Source organism: Microbacterium karelineae (genome assembly GCF_009745985.1).
GTDB lineage: Bacteria > Actinomycetota > Actinomycetes > Actinomycetales > Microbacteriaceae > Microbacterium > Microbacterium karelineae.
This window is the reverse complement of sequence record NZ_WFIX01000191.1, coordinates 79,068-102,127: the sequence shown is the minus strand read 5'-3', so window position 1 is coordinate 102,127 and position 23,060 is coordinate 79,068. Positions and strand designations below refer to the sequence as shown.

At 71.7% G+C, this 23,060-nt stretch carries 23 protein-coding genes and 5 tRNA genes; 22 read left to right on the top strand and 6 right to left on the bottom strand.

Annotated features, from left to right (window positions below):
• Nucleotide 1 precedes the first annotated feature (1 nt).
• The 3 genes from GB932_RS16960 to GB932_RS16950 form a co-directional block, all read right to left on the bottom strand.
• Complete coding sequence (locus GB932_RS16960) at nucleotides 2-1,213, bottom strand: thiolase family protein (protein WP_156761887.1); 1,212 nt, start codon at nucleotides 1,211-1,213, stop codon at nucleotides 2-4.
• A 76-nt stretch (nucleotides 1,214-1,289) separates the two neighbouring features.
• Entirely contained in the window at nucleotides 1,290-2,471 is a 1,182-nt protein-coding gene (locus tag GB932_RS16955; protein ID WP_231916277.1) for a ribonuclease D, read from the bottom strand.
• A 74-nt stretch (nucleotides 2,472-2,545) separates the two neighbouring features.
• Nucleotides 2,546-3,124, bottom strand: coding sequence for a DUF3000 domain-containing protein (locus GB932_RS16950; protein ID WP_156761886.1), 579 nt, complete (start codon nucleotides 3,122-3,124; stop codon nucleotides 2,546-2,548).
• A gap of 25 nt (nucleotides 3,125-3,149) precedes the next feature.
• Between GB932_RS16950 and GB932_RS16945 the strand changes: the two genes are divergently transcribed.
• The 7 genes from GB932_RS16945 (at nucleotide 3,150) to GB932_RS16915 (ending at nucleotide 10,638) form a co-directional block, all read left to right on the top strand.
• Nucleotides 3,150-4,367, top strand: coding sequence for an alpha/beta hydrolase family protein (locus GB932_RS16945; RefSeq protein ID WP_156761885.1), 1,218 nt, complete (start codon nucleotides 3,150-3,152; stop codon nucleotides 4,365-4,367).
• Nucleotides 4,368-4,373: 6 nt separating this feature from the next.
• Nucleotides 4,374-5,414, top strand: coding sequence for a cell division protein ZapE (zapE, locus tag GB932_RS16940; protein WP_156761884.1), 1,041 nt, complete (start codon nucleotides 4,374-4,376; stop codon nucleotides 5,412-5,414).
• 189 nt (nucleotides 5,415-5,603) lie between these two features.
• Nucleotides 5,604-6,851 carry an ammonium transporter gene (locus GB932_RS16935; RefSeq protein ID WP_156761883.1) on the top strand — a complete coding sequence of 416 codons (1,248 nt, stop codon included), beginning with the start codon at nucleotides 5,604-5,606 and terminating at the stop codon, nucleotides 6,849-6,851.
• Nucleotides 6,852-6,962: 111 nt separating this feature from the next.
• Complete coding sequence (locus GB932_RS16930) at nucleotides 6,963-7,520, top strand: type II toxin-antitoxin system PemK/MazF family toxin (RefSeq protein WP_231916276.1); 558 nt, start codon at nucleotides 6,963-6,965, stop codon at nucleotides 7,518-7,520.
• A gap of 70 nt (nucleotides 7,521-7,590) precedes the next feature.
• Nucleotides 7,591-8,772, top strand: a complete 1,182-nt coding sequence (locus GB932_RS16925) for a sensor histidine kinase (protein WP_156761882.1) — start codon at nucleotides 7,591-7,593, stop codon at nucleotides 8,770-8,772.
• Nucleotides 8,769-9,449 (top strand): response regulator, encoded by a 681-nt coding sequence (locus GB932_RS16920; protein ID WP_156761881.1) that lies wholly within the window; start codon nucleotides 8,769-8,771, stop codon nucleotides 9,447-9,449. Before GB932_RS16925 ends, GB932_RS16920 begins: the two co-directional genes overlap by 4 nt.
• Nucleotides 9,450-9,507: 58 nt before the next feature.
• Entirely contained in the window at nucleotides 9,508-10,638 is a 1,131-nt protein-coding gene (locus GB932_RS16915; RefSeq protein WP_156761880.1) for a hypothetical protein, read from the top strand.
• Between the two features lie 76 nt (nucleotides 10,639-10,714).
• Here GB932_RS16915 and GB932_RS16910 read toward each other — a convergent pair.
• Nucleotides 10,715-10,788, bottom strand: a tRNA-Val gene (locus GB932_RS16910).
• Between the two features lie 203 nt (nucleotides 10,789-10,991).
• Here GB932_RS16910 and GB932_RS16905 point away from each other — a divergent pair.
• From GB932_RS16905 to GB932_RS16875, 7 genes are all read left to right on the top strand, one after another.
• Nucleotides 10,992-11,064 (top strand) — tRNA-Gly (locus tag GB932_RS16905).
• Nucleotides 11,065-11,115: 51 nt separating this feature from the next.
• A tRNA-Cys gene (locus GB932_RS16900) sits at nucleotides 11,116-11,186 on the top strand.
• A gap of 25 nt (nucleotides 11,187-11,211) precedes the next feature.
• A tRNA-Val gene (locus tag GB932_RS16895) sits at nucleotides 11,212-11,283 on the top strand.
• A gap of 33 nt (nucleotides 11,284-11,316) precedes the next feature.
• Nucleotides 11,317-11,389: transfer RNA gene (locus tag GB932_RS16890), tRNA-Gly, on the top strand.
• Nucleotides 11,390-11,609: 220 nt separating this feature from the next.
• On the top strand, nucleotides 11,610-11,945 hold the full coding sequence (locus tag GB932_RS16885) for an ankyrin repeat domain-containing protein (protein ID WP_231916275.1): 336 nt from the start codon (nucleotides 11,610-11,612) through the stop codon (nucleotides 11,943-11,945).
• An 89-nt stretch (nucleotides 11,946-12,034) separates the two neighbouring features.
• Nucleotides 12,035-13,966, top strand: a complete 1,932-nt coding sequence (thrS, locus tag GB932_RS16880) for a threonine--tRNA ligase (RefSeq protein WP_231916314.1) — start codon at nucleotides 12,035-12,037, stop codon at nucleotides 13,964-13,966.
• On the top strand, nucleotides 13,963-14,532 hold the full coding sequence (locus tag GB932_RS16875) for an HIT family protein (RefSeq protein WP_156761877.1): 570 nt from the start codon (nucleotides 13,963-13,965) through the stop codon (nucleotides 14,530-14,532). The genes thrS and GB932_RS16875 overlap by 4 nt, the downstream gene beginning before the upstream one ends.
• A gap of 27 nt (nucleotides 14,533-14,559) precedes the next feature.
• Here GB932_RS16875 and GB932_RS16870 read toward each other — a convergent pair whose 3' ends face one another.
• Nucleotides 14,560-15,900: an aminotransferase class I/II-fold pyridoxal phosphate-dependent enzyme gene (locus GB932_RS16870; protein WP_156761876.1), complete on the bottom strand. Its 1,341-nt coding sequence runs from the start codon at nucleotides 15,898-15,900 to the stop codon at nucleotides 14,560-14,562.
• A 91-nt stretch (nucleotides 15,901-15,991) separates the two neighbouring features.
• On the opposite strand from GB932_RS16870, the gene pdxS reads away from it, so the two are divergent.
• Together pdxS and pdxT are read left to right on the top strand one after the other, a co-directional pair.
• Nucleotides 15,992-16,891: a pyridoxal 5'-phosphate synthase lyase subunit PdxS gene (pdxS, locus tag GB932_RS16865; protein ID WP_156761875.1), complete on the top strand. Its 900-nt coding sequence runs from the start codon at nucleotides 15,992-15,994 to the stop codon at nucleotides 16,889-16,891.
• A complete protein-coding gene (pdxT, locus tag GB932_RS16860; RefSeq protein WP_231916274.1) occupies nucleotides 16,881-17,483 on the top strand; it encodes a pyridoxal 5'-phosphate synthase glutaminase subunit PdxT in 603 nt (200 codons plus the stop codon). The genes pdxS and pdxT overlap by 11 nt, the downstream gene beginning before the upstream one ends.
• 4 nt (nucleotides 17,484-17,487) lie before the next feature.
• On the opposite strand, the gene pdxY is transcribed toward pdxT, so the two are convergent.
• Nucleotides 17,488-18,339: a pyridoxal kinase PdxY gene (pdxY, locus tag GB932_RS16855; RefSeq protein ID WP_156761874.1), complete on the bottom strand. Its 852-nt coding sequence runs from the start codon at nucleotides 18,337-18,339 to the stop codon at nucleotides 17,488-17,490.
• Between the two features lie 25 nt (nucleotides 18,340-18,364).
• Between pdxY and GB932_RS16850 the strand changes: the two genes are divergently transcribed.
• The 6 genes from GB932_RS16850 to GB932_RS16825 all read left to right on the top strand — a co-directional run bounded on the left by GB932_RS16850 (nucleotide 18,365) and on the right by GB932_RS16825 (nucleotide 23,037).
• Nucleotides 18,365-19,261, top strand: a complete 897-nt coding sequence (locus GB932_RS16850) for a L,D-transpeptidase family protein (RefSeq protein WP_156761873.1) — start codon at nucleotides 18,365-18,367, stop codon at nucleotides 19,259-19,261.
• A 110-nt stretch (nucleotides 19,262-19,371) separates the two neighbouring features.
• A complete protein-coding gene (locus tag GB932_RS16845; protein ID WP_156761872.1) occupies nucleotides 19,372-20,133 on the top strand; it encodes a YebC/PmpR family DNA-binding transcriptional regulator in 762 nt (253 codons plus the stop codon).
• Between the two features lie 108 nt (nucleotides 20,134-20,241).
• A complete protein-coding gene (ruvC, locus tag GB932_RS16840) occupies nucleotides 20,242-20,832 on the top strand; it encodes a crossover junction endodeoxyribonuclease RuvC (RefSeq protein ID WP_231916273.1) in 591 nt (196 codons plus the stop codon).
• Nucleotides 20,833-20,841: 9 nt separating this feature from the next.
• Complete coding sequence (ruvA, locus tag GB932_RS16835; protein ID WP_156761871.1) at nucleotides 20,842-21,456, top strand: Holliday junction branch migration protein RuvA; 615 nt, start codon at nucleotides 20,842-20,844, stop codon at nucleotides 21,454-21,456.
• Nucleotides 21,449-22,459: a Holliday junction branch migration DNA helicase RuvB gene (ruvB, locus tag GB932_RS16830; RefSeq protein ID WP_156761870.1), complete on the top strand. Its 1,011-nt coding sequence runs from the start codon at nucleotides 21,449-21,451 to the stop codon at nucleotides 22,457-22,459. The genes ruvA and ruvB overlap by 8 nt, the downstream gene beginning before the upstream one ends.
• A 140-nt stretch (nucleotides 22,460-22,599) precedes the next feature.
• Nucleotides 22,600-23,037, top strand: coding sequence for a preprotein translocase subunit YajC (locus GB932_RS16825; RefSeq protein WP_156761869.1), 438 nt, complete (start codon nucleotides 22,600-22,602; stop codon nucleotides 23,035-23,037).
• The last annotated feature ends 23 nt before the right edge of the window (nucleotides 23,038-23,060 follow it).

Genomic DNA, 23,060 nt, shown 5'->3' with positions numbered 1-23,060 from the left:
GTCACTTCCTCTTCGCCTTCTTGCCCGTGTAGTGCGGGTTCTCCCAGATCACGCTGCCGCCCTGCCCGAGACCGACGCACATCGCCGTGAGGCCATACCGCACATCGGGACGCTCTGCGAACTGCGCGGCGAGCTGGATCATGAGGCGCACGCCGCTCGCGGCGAGCGGGTGACCGAGGGCGATCGCGCCGCCCCAGGGGTTCACGCGCGGGTCGTCGTCGTCGATGCCGAAATGGTCGAGGAACGACAGCACCTGCACGGCGAAGGCCTCGTTGAGCTCGAAGAGGCCGATGTCGGAGATGTCGAGGCCCGCCACCCGGAGCGCCTTCTCGGTCGAGGGGATCGGGCCGATGCCCATCACCTCGGGCTGAACGCCGCTGAACGCGAACGAGACCATTCGCATCTTCGGCGCGAGGCCGAGCTCCTTCACGGCGTCCGAGCCCGCGAGGAGGCTGATCGTCGCCCCGTCGGTGAGCGGCGACGAGGTGCCGGCCGACACGCGCCCGTGGGGGCGGAAGGGCGTCTTGAGCCCCGCGAGATCCTCCATCGTGGTCTGCGGGCGGCGGCCCTCGTCCTCGGTCGCGAGGCCGGAGGTGCCCGCGGAGTCCGTGACGGCGACGGGGACGAGGTCGGGCTGGATCAGCCCCTCGTCGTACGCCGTCTGCACCTTCTGCTGGCTGCGCATGCCGTAGCGATCGGCGCGCTCCTTCGTGAGGTGCGGGAACCTGTCGTGCAGGCGTTCGGCGGTGACGCCCATGTTGAGGGCCTGCGGGTCGACGAGGCGCTCGGCGACGAAGCGCGGGTTCGGGTCGGCGTTCGCGCCGATCGGGTGCCGCCCCATGTGCTCGACGCCGCCCGCGATCGCGAGGTCGTACATGCCGAAGCCGATCGAGGATCCCATCGTCGTCACCGACGTCATCGCGCCCGCGCACATGCGCTCGATCGCGAGACCGGGGACCGACTGCGGGAGCCCGGCGAGCATCGCCGCCGTGCGCCCGAGGGTGAGACCCTGGTCGCCGGTCTGCGAGGTCGCGGCGATCGCGACATCGTCGATCCGGTCCTTCGGGACATCGCCGTTGCGCTCCATCAGTCCGATGAGCGCCTTCACGACGAGGTCGTCTGCGCGGGTGTTCGCGTACATCCCCTTGTCGCCTGCGCGACCGAAGGGAGTGCGTACGCCGTCGACGAAATAGACATCCGTCCGCTGGGCCACGTTGCCTCCTGAGATTGGTGTGCGACGCCAGCCTAGGGGGAGGGGGAGGGCCCGGCGCGAGCCGGTTGGGGCGATCCTACGAAGCGGCTTCGGCCTCGTCGGCGGCGGATTGCGCCGCGTGCACAAACGCCGAGGCGATGAGCGGGGCCGTCTGCGCGACCTGCCATGGACGGGCGCCGAGGACCTGCAGCTGCGCGGCGACGCCATCAGCGGACACGGGCAGTCGCGGATCCCATGCGACGCGGCGCAGGTGCTCCGGGGTGAGCAGGTTCTCCGTCGGGATCGAGAGGAACTCGGCGTGCGTCTCGACGAGCGGCTTCGCGGCTTTGAGGCGCCGATCGGCGTCCGGGCGGCGGCCGGACCATGAGCGCACGGGCGGCAGCGCGTCGCTGGGCACGCGCTCGGCGGGGAGGTCCTCCGCGGCGCGGCCGTCGACGATCGCCTGCCACCATCGATCGATCTCGGACCTGCTCGCGCGGCCCGTGAAGTCCTTGACGCCGGACAGCTCGCCCTTGCTGCGCGGCTGCGCGAGCACCGCGGCGATGACGCCGCGATCCGGAACGAGCCGCCCCGGCGCGACGTCGCGCTCCTGCGCGAGATCATCGCGCGCCGTCCAGAGCGCGCGGGCGACCGCGAGGCTGCGCCGGCCGCGCACCTTGTGGAGCCCCGTGAGGCGGCGCCAGGGCTCGGAGGGCGCCGGCTTGGGCGGGCGCACGAGCACATCGGCGAACTCCTCCTCCGCCCACTCGCGCTTGCCGGTCTCGTCGAGCTCGTCGGCGATCGCATCGCGCACATCGAGCAGGTGCTCGACGTCGAGGGCGGCGTACTCGAGCCACTCCTGCGGAAGCGGGCGGGTCGACCAGTCGGCGGCCGAGTGCTCCTTCTTGAGGACGATGTCGAGGGTCCGCTCGACGACGGCGCCGAGCCCGACGCGCTCCCAGCCGAGGAGCCGCGCCGACAGCTCCGTGTCGAAGATCCGCGGGGGCACGAGGTCGAGCTCGCGCAGAGACGGAAGGTCCTGGCTCGCCGCGTGGAAGACCCACTCCTCCTCGCCGATCGCATCCTGCAGCGCCGTGAGGTCGCCGATCGCGGGCGGGTCGAAGAGGAACACGCCCGCGCCACGGCGGAACACCTGGATGAGGTACGCCCGCGCCGAGTATCGGAAGCCCGACGCGCGTTCGACGTCGACCGCGACGGGTCCATCGGCGTCGGCGAGGAGTCGGGCCGCCTCGGCGAGGCCCCGAGAGGTGTCGATCACGCGATACGGGATGGCGGTTCTCCTTCGTGCAGATCGCGCTCCTGTTCGCGCGTCCTTGACATTCTCTCGCGTGTTCACATGCGGTGCGGGCCCGGGCGCAGCACGGCGATGTCCTCGGATCCGGGGGGAAGGCCGGCGAGCATGCAGACGAGTTCGGCCCACGCCTCGATATGCGCGACGTCCGGTGCGGCGGGTGTCCACGACGCGCGCAGCTCGATCTGGGACCCGATTCCCTGCCTCTCGAGCGCGCCGAATCCCCGCGAGGCCGTGGTCGTCGCGGTCCCCGAGAGCGAATGGTGCGCGGCGCCGCGCGATGCGAGGGCGTCGACGAGCCACGACCAGGCCACGTCCGCGAGGAGGGGATCCGTGCCGATCTCGGGTTCAAGGGGCGCCTGCGCGAACGATACGACCCGCCACGGGCCGCCCCAGGCCTCGGGCTCGTCGGGATCGTGGAGGAGGATGAAGCGCCCTGTCCCGTATGGCGAGTCGCCGTGCGAGTCGGGGCGCACATCGCCCGCGAAGGCGACGCTGTACGGCGCGACGCCGGTCGGAGAGGGGATCGCGCGCACCGTCAGGTCGTCGCGGAAGCGCGCCGCGCGCAATCCCTCGGCGGCGGCCTCGAATCCGCGGGCGATCGCCCCGTCGTCACTCACGCGGTCAGACTAGGCTGTGAATGTGGTGAGGGGATCCAGGCACGCCGCGACCGACCGAGCACGTGTCCGCGTCCGGGCGCGCGTCCTCGAGGCGTTCGTCGTCGCGGCGGCGGCCGCCGCCGGCATCGTCGTCGGCGGCACGCTGGTCGCGTTCGCCGTCGCGCGGAAGGCGGTCACGCCCGCGACGCGCCGCATCGCCGACACCGAGGTGCTCGCGATCGATCGCTCTGCCCAGACGATCACCCTGCGACGCACGCTCGACACGGTGCTGCCTGGCCGCTACGGGCTCTTCGTCAACGGCGCCCGCGAATACCTCAAGCTCGGCGCGGTGCTCTCGAGCTCCGGTGATGCCGTGACGAGGAAGCTGCTCACGCACGTCGGACCCGCCGAACGGATCGGGAGGGCCGCCAGCTTCAGCGGATGGTACTTCTCGCACGCCGACGAGCTGCACCTGCCGTACCAGGAGGTCGCTGTGCCCTCGCCCGTGGGGCCGTGCCCCGCATGGCTGTTCCCTGCGGGGCGGGGGAGCGCGGAGACCTGGGCGATCGCGGTGCACGGCCGCGGCACGACCCGGTCGGAGGTGCTCCGCGCCGTCCCCGTCTTCCGTGCCGCCGGCCTGACGACTCTCGCCGTGTCGTACCGCAACGACGGACAGGCCCCGCGCTCGGACTCGGGGCGCTACGGCCTCGGCGCCACCGAATGGCGAGATGTCGAGGCCGCGATCGCGTACGCACGCGCGCACGGCGCTCGGCGCATCGTCCTCATGGGGTGGTCGATGGGCGGCGCGATCGTCCTGCAGACGATCCTGCGCACGGAGCACGCCGACGCCGTCGCGGGCCTGATCCTGGACTCGCCCGTCGTCGACTGGCGCCTCGTGCTCGGCTTCCAGGCGCGCGAGCTGCGCGTGCCGTCGCCCGTGACGCACATCGCCCTGCGCCAGCTGACGATGCCGTCGTGGTCGAGGGTGGTCAGGTCCGGCGACGCGATCTCGCTCGACGATCTCGACATCGTGAGCCACGCGGACGAGCTCGCGCACCCGATCCTCCTGCTGCACAGCGACGACGACGGCTTCGTGCCGTCCGAGGCGTCGCACGGGCTCGCCGAGGCCCGCCCCGACCTCGTCGAACTCGTGTCGTACTCCGAGGCGCGGCATACGAAGCTCTGGAACTACGACGAGGAACGCTGGGAGGGCAGCATCCGCTCCTGGCTGGGAGAGCGGGGCCTGGCCGCCCCAGTAGTCTGAGACGCGATGACTTCGCTCCCGACCGCCACGATCGTCCGACTCACCGAGCGCCACCCCCGGCTCACGGGCGAGGAGATGCTGGCGAGCCTCGTGCCGCCGCCCCAGTTCGATGCGGCGACGTTCGAGTCGTATCGCACCGACGAGGCGTACCCGTCGCAGGAGGGCGCGAAGGAGCACCTGATCCGCTTCGCCGCGAGCGGCGCGCAGCCGGTCGCGCGGAGCGGCCTGTTCTCGTTCGGTCGGAAGAAGAAGGCGCCGGCGCCTGAGATGAAGCCCGGCGTCTATCTCGACGGCGGCTTCGGCGTCGGCAAGACCCACCTGCTCGCGTCGATCTACCACGCGGTGCCGGCGCGGCGGAAGCTCTTCGGCTCGTTCATCGAGTACACCGCCCTCGTCGGCGCCCTCGGATACAAGAACACGGTCGACCTCCTGACGGGGACCGCGCTGATCTGCATCGACGAGTTCGAGCTCGACGATCCGGGCGACACGATGGTGATGACCCGCCTGCTGGGCGAGCTCGTCGCGACGGGCACGCGGCTGGCCGCCACGAGCAATACGCCGCCGAACGCGCTCGGCGAGGGGCGCTTCGCCGCGCAGGACTTCCTGCGCGAGATCCAGTCGATGTCGTCGAGCTTCGAGACGATCCGCATCGACGGCGTCGACTTCCGCCAGCGCTCGCTGGACGGCGGCGCGGCCGTCACCGGCGAGTCAGACTACGAGGCGGCGCTCGCCGCCGTCGGCGGGACGGCCTCAGACGACGACTTCTCGGATCTCGTCGCGCACCTCGCGCACGTGCACCCGTCGCGGTACGTCCGCCTCGTGGAGGGAGTCGACGTCGTGGGCCTCCGCGGCGTCCGCCAGCTGACCGACCAGTCGGAGGCGCTGCGCTTCGTCGCCTTCATCGACCGCGTGTACGACGCACAGATCCCCGTCAGGGCGACGGGGCTGGCGCTCGACGGCGTGTTCTCGAGCGAGATGCTCGAGGGCGGGTACCGCAAGAAGTACCTCCGCGCGATCTCGCGCCTCGTGGCCTCCTCGCACGCCTGAGAGCATGGGTCGGCGATTCATGTCGCGGAAGTAACGCAGAGTTCACATTCCGGGCGTGATGTCATCTGTCGGAAACATTCGGCGCACCTCGCGGGTAACCCCGAGCCGCCACCATGGGCGCATCCCGTCGAGCGAATGCGTTCGTCCCGGCTCGTCGGGGGTCCTGTTACCCGACCCGTAAGGATTCACATGGACAGCGGCAATCTCGCGTGGCTCATGGTCGCGACCGCGCTCGTGCTCCTCATGACGCCGGGCGTCGCCCTCTTCTACGGCGGCCTCGTCAAGGCCAAGAGCGTCGTCAGCATGATGATGATGAGCTTCGGCGCCCTCGGCCTCGTCGCCGTGCTCTGGGTGCTCTACGGCTACAGCATGAGCGCCGTGTCGTCGACCTGGGGCTTCGCCGGCAACCCGTTCGGCGACTTCGCCCTGACCTCCACGATCGCCGACGACCCGACCGGCGAAGGCACGATCGGCGTCGCGTTCGGCGCCACGTTCGCGATCATCACCGTGGCGCTCATCTCGGGTGCGATCGCCGACCGCGCCAAGTTCGGCGCCTGGATGGTGTTCGCGGGCATCTGGGTCACCGTCGTCTACTTCCCCGTCGCGGCCTGGGTCTGGGGCGGCGGCTGGATCTTCGAGCTCGGCAGCCTGATGTTCCCCGAGTCGGGCGTCGAGGTCATCGACTGGGCAGGCGGAACCGCTGTGCACATCAACGCCGGTGCCGCCGCGCTCGCCCTCGCACTCGTCCTCGGTCGCCGCGTCGGCTTCCAGAAGGGCATCCAGAAGCCGCACAACGTGCCGCTCGTCATGCTCGGCGCCGCCGTGCTGTGGTTCGGCTGGTTCGGCTTCAACGGCGGCCTCACGGTCGCGCCGCTGGGCGAGGACGGCAACCTCGGCACGGGACTCATCATCATCAACACCATGGTCTGCCCGGCCGCCGCGGTCCTCGGCTGGATCATCATCGAGAAGCTCAAGGACGGCAAGGCCACCTCGGTCGGCGCGGCCTCGGGCGCCGTCGCGGGCCTCGTGGCCATCACGCCGGCCTGCGCGAACCTCGAGCCGCTGTGGGCGATCGTCCTCGGCATCATCACGGGCGCGGTCTGCGCCCTCGCGATCGAGCTCAAGTGGAAGCTCGGCTACGACGACTCGCTCGACGTGGTCGGCGTCCACCTCGTCGGCGGACTCATCGGAACGATCTACCTCGGCTTCTTCGCGATCGACACGGGCCTGTTCACGGGCGGCGGGATCGAGCAGCTGGTCGTCCAGGTCATCTCGGCCGTGGCCGTGCTCGTGTACTCCTTCGTGGTGGCGTTCGTCCTCGGCTTCGCGATCGAGAAGACGATCGGCTTCAGGATCAAGAACGAGGACGAGGTCGCGGGTGTCGACGTCAGCGTCCACGGCGAGGAGGGCTACGCGATCGCGGCCGACGGCCGCTGATCACAGCCCGACACATCGCACAGCACGACGCGGGGCGTCATCTCCTCACCGGGGGTGGCGCCCCGCGTCGTCGCGTGGGGGGGGAGCTCGGGGACCCTCTACGCTGTCATCGTGGCGAACAGAGGAATGTGGAAGAGGCTGCTCTCGGTCGGGATCGACATCGCGTCGTCGGCGCTGCGGTCCCCGCGCCGCGAGGGAGGGGCCTCATCGCGCTCGATCCGGGGCGGCCGCGTGCGGCGCGCGACGCCTGTCGCGGCGGTCGGCACGCAGACGACGGAGCTGGATCCCCGCGACGTGTCGGACGTGACCCTCTCCTACGCCCCGGAGCCCGACGGCGCCCCCGATGCCGGCGAGATCGTCTGGACCTGGGTGCCGTACGCGGAGAACGACGGGCGGGGCAAGGATCGCCCGGTGCTCGTGATCGGCCGGCACACCCCCGACCGCGTCTATGCGGTCAAGCTGACGAGCAAGGACAAGGACGGCGACCGCGAGTACTTCCCGCTCGGGACGGGACCGTGGGACCAACGCGGCCGTGAGTCGTGGGTGGACCTCGACCAGCTCTACAGCGTGCACGAGGACGGCATGCGCCGTGAGGCGGCGGCGCTCGACCTCGAGCGCTTCACGCGCGTCGCGCACGCACTGCAGCAGCGCTTCGGCTGGCGCGCCTGACGGCATTCCACGCGCCCTCTCACCCGCTCGGGTGATGCGCAGGCCGCGGGCGTGCCGGGATACTGAGGGCATGGTGACTCTCCGCGCGGTCGTGCGCCCGGATCCGCGGGTGGGCGGCGATGGGCTGCTCGTCGCGGCCGCCGTGATCGCTGCGGTCGCCCTGCCGCTCACCCTCGTCGTGCTCGTGCAGACGCCCGATGACGAGGTCCCGGCGGGCCTCGCCGCGTGGGTGATCGCGCTCGGGGTCCTGCTGCACGGCGCCGATGTGCTCGCCCGCTGGCGGCCCTTGGCGGCGTTCGTCGCCGGATCCGTCATCATGCTCGCGCTCGCCCTCACGCACATCCCCGACGGATCCAGCGCTGCCATGATGCCGTCGAGCCTCGGCTACCTGCCGCTCGTCTGGCGGATGGCGGCCGACGACGACCGGATCCGTTCGCGCGGGGCGCTCGCGGTCGGGATCGTGGGCGGTGTGATCATCACGGCGCTCGACGCCGCGCGCGGCGGATCGAGCGACCCGCTGCTGCTCCTCGTCGAGGCCGGCGCCCTCGCCGCGGGGATCATCGCGGCCTGGGCGCTCGGCGCCCTCGCCAGGGCGCGGCGCATCGCCGAGGCGGAGCGCGTCGAGGAGCGGACGCGCCGCGCCGTCGCGGAGGAGCGCCGACGCATCGGGCGCGACCTCCATGACGTCGTCTCGCACTCGCTGTCGGTCATGATCGCGCAGGCCGAGGCGGCGCGGGTGCTCGCGCGGGATCAGGTCGTCGACGGCCCGCTCGAGAGAGTCGCTGAGACGGGCCGCTCGGCGATGCAGGGCCTGCGCGGCATGCTCGGGGTCCTCGACGACGACGGGCCGCAGCCGCGCGCACCCCTCCCGGACATCGGCCGGATCCCCGACCTCGTCGAGAGGGCCCGCAGCGCGGACCATGTCATCGTGCTCGAGACGACGGGCTCGCCGACGCGGATCGCGCCTGACGCGGGGCTCGCCGCCTATCGCATGGTGCAGGAGGCGCTGACGAACGCGATCCGCCACCTCGTCCCGCCCGTCCGCATCGACGTGGCGGTCGCGTGGGGCGGGGACGAGGTCGTCGTGCTCGTCTCCGACGACGGCGGGCGCGGCGCGGCCCGCCCGGCCGGCGGCGGCACGGGGCTGATCGGGATGTCCGAGAGGATCGAGCGCGCCGGCGGCTCCCTCGCGATCGAACGGGGGCCGGGGTGGCGCCTGCGCGCCGAGCTGCCGGCGGGGGAGGCGGCGTGAGCGATCCCGTGTCGGTCCTCCTCGCCGACGACCAGGATCTGCTGCGCGACGCGCTCGCCACCGTCCTCGATGCGGATCGGCGGATCCGCGTCGTCGGCGGCGTCAGGGACGGCGCCGCGGCCGTCGAGCACGTGCGCGCTCACCGCATCGACCTCGTGCTGATGGACGTGCGCATGCCCGGCATGGACGGCATCACCGCCACCCCCGAGGTGCTGCGCGCGAGCCCCGCCACGCGCGTGCTCGTGCTGACGACCTTCGACCTCGACGAGTACGTGTTCGCCGCCGTCCGCGCCGGCGCGAGCGGCTTCCTCACGAAGGACACGCGGCCGGCGGAGCTCGCGGACGCGATCGTCCGGGTCGCCGACGGCGATGCCGCGGTGTCGCCGCGCGCCGCTGCGTCGCTGCTGCGGCATGTGCGGCATCAGGTCGTGCCCGACGGGGATCCGCTCGCCGCCCTGTCGCCCCGCGAGCGCGAGGTCTTCCGGCTCCTCGCGCGAGGCGCGTCGAACGCGGAGATCGGCCGGCGGCTGTTCCTCACCGAGAACACCGTCAAGACGCACGTGCGCGCGGTCCTGGCGGGGCTCGGGCTGCCCGACAGGATCCAGGTGGTCATCTGGGCCTACGAGAACGGCCTCGTCACGCCCGGAGATGGCGCGGAAGATCACCCGAGCGGGTGAGGCGGGACCGCCCGTGCGAGCGATGTCGGGCGGCGACGACGCGGGAGATCCTGGCGGCATGGACATCATCTCCTCACCCCGTTCCTCCGCCGCGCCGACGCGATCGGCTCCGCGCGGGCTGCTGTGGGCCGGAGCCGGGCTCGGCATCGCCATGCTGGCGGCCGGCCTCGTCTGGCTCGTCGCGCCCGAACTCGGCCCGTTCACGCGGCGCGCCGTCGTGCTGCAGGTCCTCCTGGGCGAGCCCGGCGCCGGCCCGCTGATCGCCGCCGCGACGCAGGCCGCGCTCGGGGCGGTCACGACAGCGCTCGCCGTCGCCGCGCTCTTCTCGCGCCAGCGCGCCGGGACCGCTCTGGCGGCCGGTGGGCTGGCCTGCGGAACCGCGACGGCTCTCGGGTTCGTCGGATTCAACGGCATCGTGCTCGCCGGATATCTGCTCGCGATGACCGCCCCCATCGCCATCGCCGCCGCGGCGGTCGTCTTCGCCCTGCGCCGGCCCCGCACGGGCTGGATCGTGCTCGTGATCGTCGCCGTGCTCGGGGCCGTCGCGATCGCCGGCCCCGCGCCCGTCGGGCTGTTCTACGCGCGCGCCCTCGAAGGCGTCGCCGAGCTGGGGGTCATGATGGCGGCCGCGCTGCTGTGGATCGCCTTCGCCGGCGTCTGGCTCCTGTGCGGGATCCTCGCCGTGGCGGGCGACGTGGGGCGATTCGGGCGGTTCGTGCGCCGTCGCCGCGTCGCGATCACGATCGTCGCGGCCTGCTGCGCCGTGCCCTATGTCATCGCCCGCGCGAGCTGGCTCACGCCGTGGCCGCTGTTCGGCGGCGAGGCGGTCGCGGACGGCGGCCCCGCGGTGCTCATCACGGGCCTCATGCTCGCCAGCGCGATGCTCGTCGGCGGGATCCTGACCCTCGGCCTCATCCTGCCGTGGGGCGCGCGCTTCCCGCGGTGGGTTCCGCGGGTCGGCGGGCGCCCGATTCCGATCGCGCTCGCGGTCGTGCCGGCGTCGATCGTCGCGGCGCTGTTCACGGCCGGGGGAGCGGAGTCGCTCGTGACGACGATGGCCCATGGGGCATCCGTGGGCGACCTGCTGCTCTCGCTCGTGCTGCCGTTCTGGCTGTGGGGTCCGCTCCTCGCCCTCGCGACATGGGGCTACGCCCAGCACCGCGCGGCGGAGAGGGCGGCGGCGGGGTAGCGCGCAGCGACGGACACAGCGAGAGATGCCCCTGGGAAGCGACGCAGTCGCGACCAGGGGCATCTCGAATCTCGTGTGGGCGATGCGGGACTCGAACCCACGACCTCTTCCGTGTGAAGGAAGCGCGCTAACCAACTGCGCCAATCGCCCATGGTGTGAAGTTGTCGTGCCGAGCGGCACAAGTAGCCATAGTACAGGACGCTGCCCCGTGCTCGGCAACGCGCACGTCCTCCGGGGGTGTCGCCGCGCCGGCCGCGGCAGACACGCCCGGTCGGGCGGGCCGGTTTGGCGGACGGGTCGAACCTGGGCTAATGTATTTCAAGTGCCCGGCGCAAGCGGCCGGACATGAAAATGCGGATGTAGCGCAGTTGGTAGCGCATCACCTTGCCAAGGTGAGGGTCGCGAGTTCGAGTCTCGTCATCCGCTCGAGTGCCAGGTCACCCTCCGGGTGGCTGGGCACGCGGGTTCGATCCGCACGGTGGCGTGGCCGAGAGGCTAGGCACCGGCCTGCAAAGCCGTTTACACGGGTTCGAATCCCGTCGCCACCTCGTCACAACTGAACAGCTCTCATGAGCGCGATTAGCGCAGCGGTAGCGCGCTTCCCTGACACGGAAGAGGTCACTGGTTCGATCCCAGTATCGCGCACGGAACCCCCGCACGTCGGGGGTTTTCGCATCCGCGGATGTAGCGCAGTTGGTAGCGCATCACCTTGCCAAGGTGAGGGTCGCGAGTTCGAGTCTCGTCATCCGCTCTGGAAGAACCCCGCTCGACGCCTCGGCGCCGACGCGGGGTTCTCTTCGTCTGCCGCGGGGCGTTCCCGCCCCCGGCAGCACAACGCAGTCGATCCGAGGCCCTCGCGGCGGGGGCCCGGCGTGTCGGGCCGTTCGGCGGCACGGTGACTGCATTGTGTTGGTCCGTGCCGCTTCCCGATCGTTATGGCGACCGGCGCGGGAACGGGGGATACTGGTCGCATGGACCTCTTCACATTCGCGCGGGCGGGGGACCTGGTTCTCCTGCAGGCGATCGACGACGGATTCGACGTCGACAAGACCAACGAGAACGGCGACTCGCTCGTCATGCTCGCGGCCTACCACGGCCACGTCGAACTCGTGCGCGGGCTCGTCGCCCGGGGCGCCGACGTGAATCGCCCGAACGCGAAGGGGCTCGTGCCGCTCGCCGGAGCCGTGTTCAAGGGGCACACCGAGATCGTCGAGGCGCTGCTGCGCGCGGGGGCCGATCCCGACGCCGGATCGCCGAGCGTCCGCGAGACCGCGGCGATGTACGGGCGCACCCTGCCCGCGCACTGAGAGTCGCGCAGGGTGGCCGCCGTCGGCGGTCATAGGATGGTCGGGTGACCAGTGGATTCGATCTGTACCCCGACCGGAACGTCGTCGCGATGCGCGTCGACGGAGAGCTCACCGACCTCGCGGCGGAGGTCTCAGACACGCGGACGACGGAGCCGGTCACGATCGACAGCGAGGACGGCCTCGCGATCCTCCGCCACTCGACGGCGCACGTGCTCGCCCAGGCGGTGCAGGCGATCCACCCGCAGGCGAACCTCGGCATCGGCCCGCCCATCGCCGACGGCTTCTACTACGACTTCGGCACCGACGAGCCGTTCACTCCCGAGGCGCTGAAGGCGATCAAGAAGGAGATGCAGCGCATCGTCAAGTCGGGGCAGCGCTTCGTGCGCCGCGCCGTGACCGACGATCAGGCGCGGGCCGAGCTGGCGGACGAGCCGTTCAAGCTCGAGCTCATCGGCCTGAAGGGCGGGAAGAAGGAAGCCGCCGAGGGCGCGAGCGTCGAGGTCGGCGCCGGCGAGCTCACGATCTACGACAACGTCGACGCGAAGACGGGCGAGGTCGTCTGGAAGGATCTCTGCCGCGGACCCCACCTGCCCAGCACGAGGCTCATCGGCAACGGGTGGGACATCGTCCGCGTCGCCGGCGCCTACTGGCGCGGCAGCGAGAAGAACCCGCAGCTGCAGCGGATCTACGGCACCGCGTGGCCGTCGAAGGACGAGCTGAAGGCCTATCAGGACCGCCTCGCCGAGGCCGCGCGCCGTGACCACCGCAAGCTCGGACGCGAGCTCGACCTCTTCTCGTTCCCGGACGAGATCGGATCCGGCCTGTCGGTCTGGCATCCGAAGGGCGGCATCGTGCGCGGTGAGATGGAGCAGCACGCCCGCCGCCGCCACATCGAGGGCGGCTACACGTACGTGTACACGCCGCACATCTCGAAGAGCGACCTGTTCGAGGCGTCCGGCCACCTGGCGACCTACGGCGACAGCATGTGGCCCGCGATCCACATGGACGAGGAGTGCGACGACGACGGCGCGATCACGAAGCAGGGCTCGGACTACTACCTGAAGCCCATGAACTGCCCGATGCACATCCTCATCTACAAGGAGCGGGCGCGCAGCTACCGCGACCTGCCGCTGCGCTTCGCCGAGAACGGCACGGTGTACCGCAACGAGCTCTCGGGCGCGCTGCACGGCCTCACCCGCGTGCGCGGCTTCACCCAGGACGACTCCCACCTGTTCGTCACGCCCGACCAGCTCGAAGGTGAGGTGACGAAGGTCCTCGAGTTCATCATCTCGATGCTCCGCGACTTCGGCCTCGACGACTTCGAGCTCGAGCTGTCGATGCGCGACGACGAGAAGTCGAAGTGGATCGGATCGGATCAGTTCTGGGACGACTCGACGAACGCGCTGCGCAACGTCGCGGTCGCGAGCGGCCTGAAGCTCACCGAGGTTCCCGGTGAGGCCGCGTTCTACGGCCCCAAGATCGACCTGAAGACGCGCGACGCGCTCGGCCGCGTGTGGCAGCTGTCGACGGTGCAGGTCGACCCGAACCTGCCCGAGCGCTTCGACCTCGAGTACACGGCGGCCGACGGCACCAAGCAGCGGCCCATCATGATCCACCGGGCGCTCTTCGGGTCGATCGAGCGCTTCTTCGCGATCCTCCTCGAGCACTACGCGGGCGACTTCCCGCTGTGGCTCGCACCCGTGCAGGCCGTCGGCGTGCCGGTCGCCGACGAGTTCGCCGACTACCTCGGCGACGTCGTCGATCAGCTGCGCCGCGCGGGCGTGCGCGCCGAGCTCGACGCGTCGGACGATCGCATGCAGAAGAAGATCCGCACGCACACGACCGGCAAGGTGCCGCTCATCCTCATCGCGGGCGAGCAGGACCGCGCGGCCGGGACGGTCTCGTTCCGCTTCCGCGACGGCACGCAGCGCAACGGCGTCCCGATCGACGAGGCGATCGCCCTGGTGACACGGCTCGTGGCCGAGAAGGCTCTCGTCAAGAGCGATGGGGATGCCGTATGACGGACCCCCGCGACGAGTTCTCAGCCCTCGAGCCCGAGGGCTCGTTCGGCGGGACGCGCGATCCGTTCCAGCGGCTGTGGACGCCGCACCGGATGGCCTACATCCAGGCGGGCGCCGACGCGAACCGGGGGAGCGGCTGCCCGTTCTGTGCGAACCCCCAGAAGTCCGACGAGGAGGGACTGATCGTCCACCGAGGCGAACACGCCTTCGTGTGCCTCAACCTCTTCCCGTACAACTCGGGGCACCTGCTCGTCTGCCCGTATCGCCACGTCGGGCTGTACGACGAGGCCACGCCGCACGAGACGGCCGAGATCGCCTACCTCACGCAGGTCGCGATGCGGGTGCTGCGGAAGACGTCGCGCTGCGACGGCTTCAACATCGGCATGAATCAGGGCGAGGTCGCGGGCGCGGGCATCGAGGAGCACCTGCATCAGCACATCGTGCCGCGCTGGGCGAGCGACGCGAACTTCTTCCCGGTCATCGGCCGCACGAAGGCGCTGCCGCAGCTGCTCGGCGACGTCCGCCGCGCCGTCGCGGACGCGTGGCCGGAGCACCACCACGCCTGACCCGGTGGGCGTGACCCGAAGGGCGCGTCAGCGGCGCGCCTCGGCCGCCGACGCGGCGATCGCCGCCGCGAGCTCGGCCGTGGCCGCGTCGTCGAGGTGGTGCGCGGTGACGCGCAGGTGCCGTGACGGCTCCGCGTCGGCCGCGACGCGGAACTCGTCGCCGGACCGCGCGAGCCAGCCGCGCCGCATGAGGGCGGCCGCGGTCTCGTGTGCGGGTGCGCCTGCGGGGACCCACACGCTGAGCCCGTCGCCCGGCTCGCACGCGATCCCGTGGTCCGCGAGGCGCGCGCAGAGCGCCCGGTTGCGCTCGGCGTAGTGCGCGCCGGCCCGGTCGATCTGCGCGCGCACGCCCTCGTCGGTCAGCAGGGCGAGCGACAGGCGCTGCAGCAGGTGGCTCACCCAGGCCGTGCCGGGGCGCAGCCGCATGCCGAGCCGGGCGGCCGTCTCGGCGTCGGATCCGACGAGCGCGAGCCCCATGTCCGGGCCGAGGAACTTCGAGACCGATCGCACGAGCGCCCAGCGCCGGTGGCCGCGCGGGATGAGCGACAGGTACGGGCGCCGCGAGAGCATCGAGAAGTGGTCGTCCTCGATCACGAGCACATACGGGTGCGCCGTGAGGATCCCGCGCAGCTCGGCCGCGCGCGCCTCGGAGAGGGATCCGCCCGTCGGGTTCTGCGCCCGCGGCGTGCAGACGATCGCCCGCACGCCCTCGTCGAGCGCCGCGCGGAGTCCCGACGGGGTGATCCCCTCCGCGTCGACTTCGATGGGGACGGCTCGGTACCCGCCGACGCGCACCATGTGGATCCCCGTGAGGAAGCCGGGCTCCTCGATCGCCACGGCGTCGCCCTGCGCGAGCATCGCCGTCAGCAGGCGTTCGAGGGCATCGGCCGCGCCGCCCGTGACACTGACGCGCACGTCCTCGTCGCCCGGCGGCAGGTCCGCGGCGAGCCACGCGTGCGCCCACGCCTCGAGCTCGGGGTCCGCGACGGGTGCGCCGTACAGCACGGGCCGACCGACGACCGATGCGAGGGCCGTGGAGGGATCCGGGATGAGCCGCGGATCCGGGTTCCCCGTGCCGACGTCGCGCAGCCCGGTGTCGCGCGCGAATCCCTCGCGGGCGACGGGATCCGGCGCCGCGACGCGGGTGCCGCCGCGCCCGCGGCTCTCGACGAGCCCGCTCGCGGCGAGCTGCCGATACGCGGCGACGGCCGTGTTCCTGTTGACGCCGAGTCGTTCGGCGAGGGCGCGCACGGGCGGCAGCGCCGCGGCGGGCGGCAGCTCGCCCCGCTCGATGAGCCCTCGCACGCTGGCGGCGATCTCGGCCGCAGTGGAGCCGCGGATCGCGCCGGCCGTGTCGTCGTGTGTCATCGATGCCGAGTGTATGCCCGACGCCTTGTACTCTTTTGGCATAGGACAAACTGCGGCGCGCGCGGCGCGCCCCGAGCGGGACGAGGAGATCATGGCAGCGGACACGCAGAACGAGACGGGAACGGGTCGCGTCAAGCGCGGCCTGGCGGAGATGCTCAAGGGCGGCGTCATCATGGACGTCGTCACGGCCGATCAGGCGAAGATCGCCGAAGATGCGGGCGCCGTCGCGGTCATGGCGCTCGAGCGAGTGCCCGCCGACATCCGCGCGCAGGGCGGCGTCGCCCGCATGAGCGACCCGGATCTCATCGACGACATCATCGCGTCCGTGTCGATCCCCGTGATGGCGAAGGCGCGCATCGGTCACTTCGTCGAGGCGCAGATCCTGCAGGAGCTCGGCGTCGACTACATCGACGAGTCCGAGGTGCTCTCGCCGGCCGACTACGTCAACCACATCGACAAGTGGCCCTTCACGGTGCCGTTCGTGTGCGGTGCGACGAACCTCGGCGAGGCGCTCCGACGCATCACCGAGGGCGCGGCGATGATCCGCTCGAAGGGCGAGGCCGGTACGGGTGACGTGTCCGAGGCGACGCGCCACATCCGCCAGATCACGGGCGAGATCCGCGCGCTCGCGGGCAAGAGCGCCGACGAGCTGTACGTCGCGGCGAAGGAGCTGCAGGCGCCCTACGAGCTCGTCGCCGAGATCGCCCGCACGGGCGAGCTGCCCGTCGTGCTGTTCACGGCGGGCGGCGTCGCGACGCCCGCCGACGCGGCGATGATGATGCAGCTCGGCGCGGACGGCGTGTTCGTCGGCTCGGGCATCTTCAAGTCGGGGGATCCGGCGGGTAGCGCGAAGGCCATCGTGAAGGCGACGACCTTCCACGACGACCCCGCCGTCGTCGCGGACGTCTCCCGTGGCCTCGGCGAGGCGATGGTCGGCATCAACGTCTCCGACGTGCCCGCCCCGCACCGCCTCGCCGAGCGTGGCTGGTGAGCTGACGCCGCGCGTCGGGATCCTCGCCCTCCAGGGCGATGTGCGCGAGCACGAGGCGGTCCTCGCCGCGCTCGGCGCCCGCACCTCCCGCGTGCGGCGCGCCGAGGAGCTCCGCGAGATCGACGGGCTCGTCCTCCCGGGCGGAGAGTCGTCGACGATCGACAAGCTCGCGCGCGCCTTCGACGTGCGCGAGCCGCTCGTCGCACGGATCCGCGAGGGGCTGCCCGTCTACGGCACCTGCGCGGGGATGATCCTCCTCGCCGACCGCATCGTCGACGGGATCACGGGGCAGCAGACGTTCGGCGGCCTCGACGCGACCGTGCGCCGCAACGCGTTCGGCCGACAGAGCGAGTCGTTCGAGACCGAGCTCGCCGTGTCGGCGCTCGGGGACCCGCCCGTGCGTGCGGCGTTCATCCGCGCGCCCGCGATCGAGGAGACGGGACCGGCCGTGACGGTGCTCGCTCGCGTCGCCGACGGGCGCGCCGTCGCGGCCGAACAGGGCGCGATCCTCGCGACGGCGTTCCACCCCGAGCAGACGGGGGAGACGCGCTTCCACGAGCGATTCCTCGCCGTGGTGCGCGCGGCGGGCTGACCTCTCAGCGCACCCGGCGCGGGGCGAACTCCATACGCGGGTTCGCGTAGTGCTCCTGCGCCTCGACGAGCTGCAGCTCCTTCGTGCCGGCGGCGTGGGTCTGCTCGAGGAGCCCGAACACGCTCGACGCGGTCCGGGCGAGTGCGTCCGCCGCGTCGCGCGTGCGGGCGTAGTGGCTCGTGAACAGCGCGGCGGTGACGTCGCCGGATCCGTTCGCCTTCATCGGCAGATGCGGGGTCTGGACGACCCACGCGCCCGCGTCGTCGACCGCCATCATCTCGATCGTGCCGTCCTCGCGGTCGGGGCGCTCGACGCTCGTCACGAGAACCGTCGACGGCCCCATCTCGCGCGCCGCATCAGCCGACGCGAGCGTGGACTCGATCGTGTCGGGCGTCGTGCCCGTCAGGAAGCCGAGCTCGAACTGGTTCGGCGTGATGATGTCCGCGACCGGCACGACCTTGTCGCGCAGCAGATCCGGGATCGCGGGCGCGACGAAGCATCCCGACTTCGCGTTGCCCATGACGGGATCGCACGCGTACAGCGCGCCGGGATTCGCCTGCTTGACCCGCGCGACGGCATCGATGATGACGTCCGCGATGCCCTCGGATCCCTGATACCCACTCAGCACGGCGTCGAGCGACGCGAACGCGCCGCGCTCGGAGACGCCCTCGATGACCGCGGCGACGTCCGAGGGATCCATCACGGGCCCGCGCCACGCGCCGTAGCCCGTGTGGTTCGAGAAGTTCACGGTGTACACGGGCAGCACCTCGACGCCGATGCGCTGCATCGGGAAGACGGCGGCGGAGTTGCCCGCGTGACCGTACGCGACAGCGGACTGGATCGACAGGATCTGCATCCCTCGATCATGCCACCATGGGGATATGACCAGAGGATGGGCATGGATCGCGGGCGCGGCGGCCGCCGTCGTCGTTCTGGGCGTCGTGATCGCCGCGCTGGTGTGGCCCCGCGGCGAGACGCTCGCCGAGCCGACGCCGACGCCGACGCCGACGGTCAGCGCGACGCCCACGCCGACGCCGAGCCCCACCCCGACGGGGCCGCCCGCGAACGAGGCCGAGTACTCCGCTGACGGGCTGCCGACCGTCGACGTGCACGCCGTCATCCCCGAGCTCCCCGTCGACGACGCGCCCGATGACCCCACGCTCGGCCTGACGGCGGCGCCGCGCGGCGAGGGCGCGCCCGTCTTCGCCGACCCGACCGAGGAACCCGTCGCCTGGCTGCTGCCCGAGCAGCGCTACGGCGGGACGGCGGTGCCGATCGTGGAGGAGCACGAGCACTGGGCGAAGGTCCTCCTCGTCGGGCGCCAGGCCGTCGCCGGAGACGGAGACCCGAGCCAGCTGACCGGATGGGTCCGCACGGCCGACATCGGCATCGCGCCCAACGACACGCGCATCGAGGTCGACCTGGCCGCGCGCACGATCGACATCGTCGCGGCGGACGGCGACGACGAGACGCGCGAGACGATCGCGACGGACTTCGGCTTCGGCACCGAGGCGACGCCGACGCCGCTCGGTCGCTCGTTCATCATGCTGACGGAGCAGGTGTCGTTCGAGTACACGCGCGGCCACGAGATGGTGTACCTCTCGGTGCAGTCGCCCACGCTCGCCGGATTCGGCGGCCAGCCCGTCGCCGTGACGGCGTTCCACTATCACGACGCGCGCTCCGGAGCGATCTCCAACGGGTGCATCCGCCTCCCGGCCGAGGCGATCGACCGCCTCGCGGAGCTCCCCGCGGGCACGCCCGTGCACGTCTCCGCCTGACCGGCGTCGCGGGGGAGCGCGCCCATCCGCGTAGGATGGCCCGAGGCCTGTGCACCCGCGATCCGCGGTGCGCGGGAGAGAACAGACGCAGACGTTTTGCGAGGAGTCATATGTCCGGTCACTCCAAGTGGGCCACGACCAAGCACAAGAAGGCCGCGATCGACGCGAAGCGCGCGAAGTCGTGGGCCAAGCTGATCAAGAACATCGAGGTCGCGGCGCGACTGGGTGGCCCCGACGAGTCGGGCAACCCGACCCTGTACGACGCCGTCCTCAAGGCAAAGAAGACATCCGTCCCCAAGGACAACATCGAGCGCGCGATCAAGCGCGGCGCCGGCATCGGCGGCGAGGCCGTCGAGTACACGACGATCATGTACGAGGCGTACGGCCAGGGCGGCACGGCGCTCCTCATCGAGTGCCTCACCGACAACAAGAACCGCGCCGCGGCCGAGGTCCGCACGATCGTCACGCGCAACGGCGGCAACATGGCCGACCCCGGCAGCGTCTCGTTCAACTTCGAACGCAAGGGCGTCATCGTCGTCTCCGCCGAGGGCACGACCGAGGACGACGTCATGATGGCCGCCCTCGAGGCGGGCGCGCAGGAGATCGAGCCGCACCCCGACGGGTTCGAGGTCGTGACCGAGGCGACCGACATGGTCGCCGTCCGCACCGCCCTCGTCGACGCGGGCATCGACTACAACTCGGCCGACGCCGAGTTCGTCGCGAACGTGAAGGTCCCGCTCGACGCCGAGACGGCGCGCAAGGTGCTCAAGCTCATCGACGCCCTCGAGGACAGCGACGACGTCCAGAACGTCTTCTCCAACCTCGACCTGAGTGACGACGTGCAGGCGGAGCTGGCGGACGACGAGGAGTAGTTCTCGTCGGGTGCTGCGCTGCGCGGCGTGATCGCCTGACCGCTCCGCTCTGCCTGTCACCTCGCGTTCCGAAGGAGGAACCGGGGGTGCTCGTCGTACGCTGAGGGGGTGAGTACAGTGCGCGTTCTCGGGATCGATCCGGGGCTGACCCGGTGCGGGGTCGGGGTCGTCGATGTCGCGCCCGATCGCACCGCCGCCCTCGTGCACGTCGGCGTCGTGAGGTCGCCCGCGGACGGGGATCCGGGGGAGCGGCTCGCGATGATCGCGCGGGGGATCCGCGAGGTGCTCGACGCGCACGCCCCCGACGTCGTCGCCGTCGAGCGCGTGTTCGCCCAGCACAATGTCGCGTCCGTGATGGGCACGGCGCAGGCGTCCGGGGTGGCGCTGATGCTCGCGGCCGAGCGTGGGCTGCCGACGGCGACGCACACGCCGAGCGAGGTCAAGGCGGCGATCACGGGCTACGGATCCGCCGACAAATCGCAGGTGCAGCACATGGTACAGCGCGTGCTCCGCCTCGCCGCGCCGCCGACGCCGGCCGATGCCGCCGACGCCCTCGCGATCGCGCTGTGCCACGCGTGGCGCTCGGGCGGCGCGGCGGCGCCGGGATCCTCGGCGAGCCAGACGCCCGCCCAGCGCGCGTGGGCAGATGCCGAGAAGCGGTCGCGTGTCACTCGAACATATCTCCGAACACCTCGCTAGGGTGGGGGGATGATCTCGTCCCTGCGCGGCAGCGTCCTCCACGCCGGAACCGACGGCGTCGTCCTGGAGGTGTCGGGGGTCGGCTACTCGGTCGCCGTCCCGCCGGACGTCGCCCGCACGGCGCACCTCGGGCAGGAGCTCTTCCTGCACACCCACCTCGTCGTCCGAGAGGACGCGCTGAGCCTGTTCGGCTTCGCGTCTCGCGACGAGCTCGAGGTCTTCGGCATCCTCCTCGGCGTGAGCGGTGTCGGGCCGAAATCGGCCCTCGGGGTGCTCTCGGGCATGACGATCGACCAGATCGCCGAGGCGGTCGCCGATGAGAACGCGGCGCCGTTCCGGAAGGTCTCCGGCATCGGACCGAAGACGGCCAAGCTCATCGCCGTGCAGCTGCAGGGCAAGCTGCAGGCGCCCGCCGCGCCGTCGGCCGCGTCCGCTCCCGTCGGGATCGCCGACCAGGTCGTGCAGGCCATCATCGGCCTCGGATGGCCCGAGCGCACGGCGGCCGACGCCGTGCGCCAGGTCGCGGACGAGGCGTCCGACGCGGATCGCTCCTCGGTCCAGGCGCTGCTGCGGCTCACGCTCGCGGCGCTCGGCCCGGCGAAGGCGGGAAGTGCGCGTGGCTGACGACATCGTCTCGCCGGAGCCCCAGGATGAGTCGGAGCTGGCCGTCGAAGGGGCGCTGCGCCCCCGGAGCCTCGGCGAGTTCATCGGTCAGCACAAGGTGCGCGGCCAGCTGCAGCTGCTGCTCGACGCGGCGGGCATGCAGTCGCGCCCGGCCGACCACATCCTGCTCGCCGGCCCGCCGGGGCTCGGCAAGACGACCCTCGCGATGATCGTCGCGCACGAGTCGTCTCGGCCCCTGCGGATGTCGAGCGGGCCGGCGATCCAGCACGCGGGCGACCTCGCCGCCGTGCTGTCGAGCCTCACGCCGGGGGAGGTGCTCTTCATCGACGAGATCCATCGCATGGCGCGCTCGGCGGAGGAGATGCTCTACCTCGCGATGGAGGACTTCCGCATCGACATCATGGTCGGCAAGGGCGCCGGCGCGACGAGCATCCCGCTCGACCTCGCGCCCTTCACGCTCGTCGGGGCGACGACCCGCTCGGGCCTGCTGCCGAACCCCCTGCGCGATCGGTTCGGCTTCACGGCGCACCTCGAGTTCTACGAGACCGACGAGCTCGAGGCGGTCGTCGACCGCTCGGCAGCGGTCCTCGGCGTCGTGCTCGGCGCGGATCAGCGGGCCGAGATCGCCCGCCGCTCCCGCGGCACGCCCCGCATCGCGAACCGCCTCCTGCGCCGCGTGCGCGACTGGAACCTCGTGCACGGGGGAGGCGGCGCCGTCTCGCTCGAGGCCGTGCGCGCCGCCCTCGACCTCTACGACGTCGACGCGATCGGCCTCGACCGCCTCGACCGCGCCGTCCTCGACGTCCTCGTGCGGCGATTTCGCGGCGGTCCCGTGGGTCTGTCGACGCTCGCGGTCGCGGTCGGCGAGGAGGCGGACACGGTCGAGAGCGTCGTCGAGCCCTACCTCGTGCGCATCGGCCTCATGGGGCGCACGCCGCGCGGGCGTGTCGCGACGCCCGACGCCTACGAGCACCTCGATCTGCCCGTTCCGGAGGGCGTGTGAGCGGGCTGTCCGCATCACCCCATGCCCTATAATCGACGGGATGCGCCGGGGCCTCTCGGCGCAGTGCCGCAGACAGCGGCGCCGCGCAGGCGCCGCCGCATCGAGCACGCACCCCCACCTCGAAAGGCCTCAGCTCTTCTATGGACATCATCCTGCTCGTCGTCGCCGGCGCCCTGCTCGTCTTCATGTTCTGGAGCTCGAGCCGCCGCCGCAAGAAGATGCAGGCCGAGGAGCAGAAGCGCCAGCGCGAGCTGGTGCCCGGCACGCGCATCATGACGCGCGCCGGGCTGTACGGCACGCTCGTCGAGTTCGACGCCGACGACCTCACGCGACACGCCGTCGTCGAGATCGCCCCGGGCGTCGAGGTCGAGGTGCACGCGCAGACGGTGACCGTCGACGCCGACGCGTACGCGGCCGACGACGAGGAGCTCGAAGACGAGACCGTCGAGGGCGACGGGGTCGAGGAAGAGGCGCTCGAGTCGGCCGATGGCGAGGACGTGGACAGCGACGACGCCGTGGAGAGCGAGCGCGCCGACGAGGTCGGCGCAGACGCCGACGACGACACCAAGAAGGACTGACCGGCGCGCCGCACCCGCGGCCA